The 5,333-nt window shown below is 68.5% G+C and carries 7 protein-coding genes; all 7 read right to left on the minus strand.

The genetic code is table 11. The features are described from left to right. The coding region (locus VI238_RS13185) for a hypothetical protein (protein WP_331652094.1) at positions 1–274 on the minus strand (274 nt) is incomplete at its 3' end. A 38-nt stretch (positions 275–312) separates the two neighbouring features. Beyond that, a complete protein-coding gene (gene gcvH, locus VI238_RS13190; RefSeq protein ID WP_331652096.1) occupies positions 313–711 on the minus strand; it encodes a glycine cleavage system protein GcvH in 399 nt (132 codons plus the stop codon). A gap of 117 nt (positions 712–828) precedes the next feature. Beyond that, positions 829–1,929, minus strand: coding sequence for a glycine cleavage system aminomethyltransferase GcvT (gene gcvT / locus VI238_RS13195; RefSeq protein WP_331652098.1), 1,101 nt, complete (start codon positions 1,927–1,929; stop codon positions 829–831). Between the two features lie 172 nt (positions 1,930–2,101). Then, positions 2,102–2,542 (minus strand): NfeD family protein, encoded by a 441-nt coding sequence (locus tag VI238_RS13200; protein WP_331652100.1) that lies wholly within the window; start codon positions 2,540–2,542, stop codon positions 2,102–2,104. A gap of 11 nt (positions 2,543–2,553) precedes the next feature. Then, positions 2,554–3,504 (minus strand): SPFH domain-containing protein, encoded by a 951-nt coding sequence (locus VI238_RS13205; protein WP_331652102.1) that lies wholly within the window; start codon positions 3,502–3,504, stop codon positions 2,554–2,556. Between the two features lie 283 nt (positions 3,505–3,787). After that, positions 3,788–5,137: a sensor histidine kinase gene (locus VI238_RS13210; RefSeq protein ID WP_331652104.1), complete on the minus strand. Its 1,350-nt coding sequence runs from the start codon at positions 5,135–5,137 to the stop codon at positions 3,788–3,790. Positions 5,138–5,210: 73 nt separating this feature from the next. Then, on the minus strand, positions 5,211–5,333 hold a 123-nt coding region (locus VI238_RS13215; protein WP_331652106.1), incomplete at its 5' end, for a helix-turn-helix domain-containing protein.

Genomic DNA, 5,333 nt, shown 5'->3' on the forward strand with positions numbered 1-5,333 from the left:
CGCGGCGCGGCGCCACAACGGCGGGTGAACGCCCGAAAATTTTTTTCGCCGACCGACGCCGATCGTCCCTCGCGCGGGACGAATCGCCGATCGTCGGCGTCCTCCCGGGCACGTCGCGTGCGTCGCCGACGACGTTCGAAGAGCGGCGAAGCGGATGCACGAAATCGCTCGACCGCGCGCCGGACGAAACGCGAGGAAGGCTTCGTCGGCGAACTCGTTCGCGCTCGCCCGCGGCGCGCGCGTCGGCGCAAAGAAAAAGGGCGCGCTCGCGCACGCCCTTCGTTCGATCGCGGATGCGCGTGTCGCCGGCGCTCAGTGATCCTCGCTCTCGATGAGCTCGGAGTAGGCGTCGGGATCGAGCAGTTCCTCGAGTTCCTCGGCGAGATTGTCCGGCTTGATCACGAACAGCCAACCGTCGCCGTAGGCGTCCTCGTTGATCGTTTCCGGCTTGTCCGGGAGAGCGTCGTTGACCGCGACGATCTCGCCCGAGACCGGCGCGTAGACGTCGGAAGCGGCCTTGACCGACTCGACGACGGCGCAGGCGTTGCCGGCCTTGACGGTGTCGCCGACGCTCGGCAGTTCGACGTAGACGAGATCGCCGAGCAGGCCCTGCGCATGGTCCGAGATGCCGCAGGTGACCGTGCCCTTGTCCTCGACGCGCGCCCACTCGTGCGACTTCATGAACTTCAGATCACCGGGGATTTCTTGCATGACACGGGGTCCTTGGGTAGTCGGCGGAATGGATTCTAGCAATGCGGCTACGGCCGCGCGAACGACGGCGCGGACGCGGCGGGAAGATCGTTCCCGCGCGCGCTCGCGAGCGGGGCGTCAGACGCCGTCGCACGCCTTGCCGTCGCGCACGAACGGATACTTGACGACCCGCACCGGGACGAGCCTGCCGCGGATGTCGACCTGCAGCGTGTCGCCGGCGCCGGCCGGCACGCGCGCGAACGCGATCGACTTGCCGAGCGTCGGCGAGAAACTGCCGGAGAGGATCTCGCCGTCGCCCTGCGCGGTGACGACGCGCTGGCCGTGGCGCAACACGCCCTTCTCGTCCATGACGAGGCCGACCATCACGCGGTGACCACCGGTGGCCTTCTGCCGCTCGAGTGCGACGCGACCGATGAAGTCGCGCCCCTCGTCGAGCGCGACGGTCCAACCGAGGTTGGCTTCCCACGGCGTCGCCGTCTCGTCCATGTCCTGGCCATAGAGGTTCATGCCCGCCTCGAGGCGCAGCGTGTCGCGCGCGCCGAGGCCGGCCGGGACGACGCCGGCGTCCCGGAGGCGGTTCCACAGCTCGACCGCGTGCTGTTGCGGGACGACGATCTCGAATCCGTCCTCGCCCGTGTAGCCCGTGCGCGCGACGAACAACGGCATGCCGTTCGGGCCCTGCGCGTCGGTCGCGACGAACTTGCCGATCTTCGCCGCCTTCGCGCGCGTGTCGGGCGTGAGCAGCCCCAGCACCTTGTCGCGCGCGTGTGGACCCTGCACCGCGATCATCGCGAAGTCCGGCCGCTCGGTGACCTTCACGTCGAACCCGGCCGCCTGCCGCGTGATCCACGCGAGGTCCTTGTCGCGCGTCGCCGCGTTGACGACGAGGCGGAAGAAATCGTCGGCGAGGTAATAGACGATGAGGTCGTCGACGACGCCGCCCTGCTCGTCGAGCATGCACGAATAGAGCGCCTTGCCCGGCACCTTGAGCTTGTCGACGCTGTTGGCGAGCAGGCGGCGCAGGAACTCGCGCGTGCGGGCGCCGGCGAGGTCGACCACGGTCATGTGCGAGACGTCGAACATGCCCGCGTCGCGCCGCACCGCGTGGTGCTCCTCGATCTGCGAGCCGTAGCTGATCGGCATGTCCCAGCCGCCGAAGTCGACCATCTTCGCGCCGAGCGCACGGTGGCTGTCGTTGAGGATCGTCTTCTGCGTCATCGTCGGTCCGGGCACGGAATGCGGGCGCGCATTATACGTGTGCCGCTGCGCGTGCACGTGGCCGCCCATCCGGCCGGGCGCGCGCGATGCGCAGCGCACGCATGCGCATCGCGGGAGCGGCGCCGGCGCGATGCGCTGCACGCACGCGCCGCGGCGCGCCGCACGCTCGCCGTCAGACCGCGCGCACGGACAATGTCGTGCCGTCGACGGCGACGACTTCGACCTCGCTGCCGGCCGGCATGTCCGGCCCGCTCGCGAGCCAGCTGCCGTCGCCGACCTTGACCTTGCCGCGGCCGTTGACGATCGCCTCGCTGAGCACGAAGCGCTGGCCGACGAGCTGGGCGCCGCGCTTGTTGAGCAGCGGCTGGTCGTCGCGCTGTTCGGCGCTGGGTCGCACGAACTTCCAGTACGCGACGCACGCGACGACCGAGAACACGGCGAACGCGACAGCCTGCACGAGCGCGGGGAGCGCCGGGAAGAGCCACGTGACGATCCCCATGCAGCCGGCGGCGATGCCGATCCAGAGCAGGAAGTATCCCGGCACGACCATCTCCGCACCGATGAGCACGAGCGCGAGCAGCCACCAGCCGTAATTGTCGACCAAGGTAGTCATGCGACCTCCTCTCAGCGCGGCGGCGCGACGCGCGGCGCCGCCTTGTCGACGGCTTGCTTCTCGAGCGCGTTCTTCGCCAGTTCGGCGATGCCGGCGAGCGAGCCGAGCACGCCGGTCGCCTCGATCGGCAGCAGCAGCATCTTCTGGTTCGGCGAATCGGCCATCGCCTTGAGCGCCTCGACGTACTTGTTCGCGACGAAGTAGTTGAGCGCGTTGACGTCGCCGTTGACGATCGCCGCGGACACCACCTCGGTCGCCTTCGCTTCGGCGGCGGCGAGCCGCTCGCGCGCCTCGGCCTCGCGGAACGCGGCTTCCTTCTGGCCTTCCGCGGCGAGGATCGCCGACTGCTTCTCGCCTTCGGCCTTGAGGATCGCGGCCTGGCGGAAACCCTCGGCCTCGAGGATGTTCGCGCGCTTCTCGCGCTCGGCCTTCATCTGGCGCGCCATCGAATCGACGAGATCGCGCGGCGGCTGGATGTCCTTGAGCTCGATGCGCGTGACCTTGAGGCCCCACGGGTGGGTCGCCTCGTCGACGACCTTGAGCAGTGCCGCGTTGATCTGGTCGCGCTTGGACAGCGACTCGTCGAGGTCGAGCGAACCGAGCACGGTGCGGATGTTGGTCATCACGAGGTTGATGACCGCGAGCTCGAGGTTGGCGACCTCGTAGGCGGCCTTCGCCGCGTCGAGCACCTGGTAGAACACGACGCCGTCGACCTTCACGACCGCGTTGTCCTTGGTGATCACGTCCTGCGACGGCACGTCGAGCACCTGCTCCATCATGTTCATCTTGCGGCCGACGTTCTGCATGACCGGGATCAGCAGGTGGAAGCCCGGCGTGAGGGTATGGGTGTACTTGCCCCAGCGCTCGACCGTCCACTCGAAACCCTGCGGCACGATGCGCACGAGCTTGGACAACAGGATCACAGCAACGGCGACGACGATCAGCGGCAGATAGAAACCCATGACCTTCCCTCCCAGGATGGACCGCCAGTATAGCTCCGCCCACGACGCCGCACGTCGCGCCGCGGGCGAAGCCGGAGCAAAGCCTGAAACACGAAGGACACGAAGAAAAGATTCTCTGGTCGGCTGCAGCGGGCCGTCTTCGCCGAAAGGCAAGCTTGAAACACGGAGCACACGAAGGAAAGCTTTCGGATGAAAGAGCTTCCTTTCTTGGCCTTCTCCGCGTGCTCCGTGTTTCAATCTCTGGATCTTTGCTCTACTTCGTGTCCTTCGTGTCCTTCGTGTTTCAATCTTTCAGCTTCTCGCCTTCAGTCCTCGCCTCGACCCGCTCGACCAGTGGCAGGATCAGGGTGACGGCGAGGCCGCCGCCTGGGCGGTTCGCGAGTTGCACGCGGCCGCCGTGCGCCTCGGCGATCTCTCGCGCGAGCGCGAGTCCGAGGCCCGAGCCGGCGCGCTTGGTCGAATAGAACGGCAACAGTGCGTTGGCGAGCACGGTTTCGCTCATGCCGCTGCCGCGATCGACGACCTCGATGCGCGTTTCGCGCGCGTTCTGCGATACGCCGAGCTCGATCGCATCGGCCGGACCGCCCGCCTCGTGCGCGTTCTTGAGCAGGTTGATGAGCACCTGCTCGACCTGCGCGCGATCGAACCAGCCCGGGTGCGCAGGCGCTTGTGTCGACGCGTGGAACGGGTAGTGGCGCGCGAGCCCGGCGAGGAACGGCGCCCACTCGATGCGTTCCGGCCGCGGCAGCGGCAACTTGGCGAAGCGGGCGTAGCCTGAAATGAAGCCTTCGAGATGACGCGTGCGCTCCTCGATCGTGTCGAACACGATGCCGAGGCGCGCGCCGTCGCCGAGCCGCGCGAGTTCGCGGCCGGAATGCGACAGCGAGCGGATCGGCCCGAGCGAGTTGTTGATCTCGTGGCTGATCACGCGGATCACCTTCTTCCAGGTCATCACTTCCTGGCGCGCGAGTTCGCGCGTTAGGCGCTTGATCTGGTACAGACGGTGCGCGCGGCCCTGCAGCTTGAACTCGCGCTGCGACAGGTGGAAGGTCTCGTCCTCGTGCTCGAGCGGCACGCTGAACAGACTGTCGCCCCCGCTCGCGATCGCACGCGCGAGCGGTGCCGGCGCGCTCGCGACGAGCTGGTCGAAGTTCTCGCCGGCGAGCGTGCGGCCGTCGTTGAGCAACTGCCGCGCCGACACGTTCGCGTAGACGACGTGGCCGCCCGGCTCTACCAGGACGAGCGCGGTCGGCGTGTTCTGCACGACGGTGTCGAGCAGCAGTTCGCGCTGGAACAGGTACTGGCGCTGCTCGCGCAACACGCGACCGAGCTCGTTGTGCGCGGCGACGAGTTCGCCGACCTCGTCGCTGCGCCGCGTGCCGATCGAGAAACTGAAGTCGCCGTCGCGGAACGCGACGACGCTGCCCGAGAGCGCGCGGATCAGCGACGCGACCGGCTGCGCGAGCTGGCGCGCGAACACGAGCGCTGGCAGGCCGAGCACGAGCACGGTCGCGGCGGCGCCGTACCACGGCGAGGCGAACCAGACGGTCGCCCAGCCGGCGATCGCTGCCGCGGCGATGACCGCGGCGAACAGGGCCGCGACGAGTTTGCCTTCCAGCGAGACGAGGCGCATGCGTGGAGGATACCGGCAGCGGGCGCGCCCACGCAGCGGGTGCGTACGTCACGCCAAGGCGGCGCGCGGCCGTTCAGGCGTCGCCGATGCCCATCTTCTCCATGCGTCGGTACAGCGCCTGGCGCGACAGGCCGAGTTCGGCCGCCGCCTGGCTGATCACGCCGCGCGCGTTGCGCAGGGCGGCCTCGATCGCCTC

The organism is Dokdonella sp., assembly GCF_036518555.1.
Lineage (GTDB): Bacteria > Pseudomonadota > Gammaproteobacteria > Xanthomonadales > Rhodanobacteraceae > Dokdonella_A.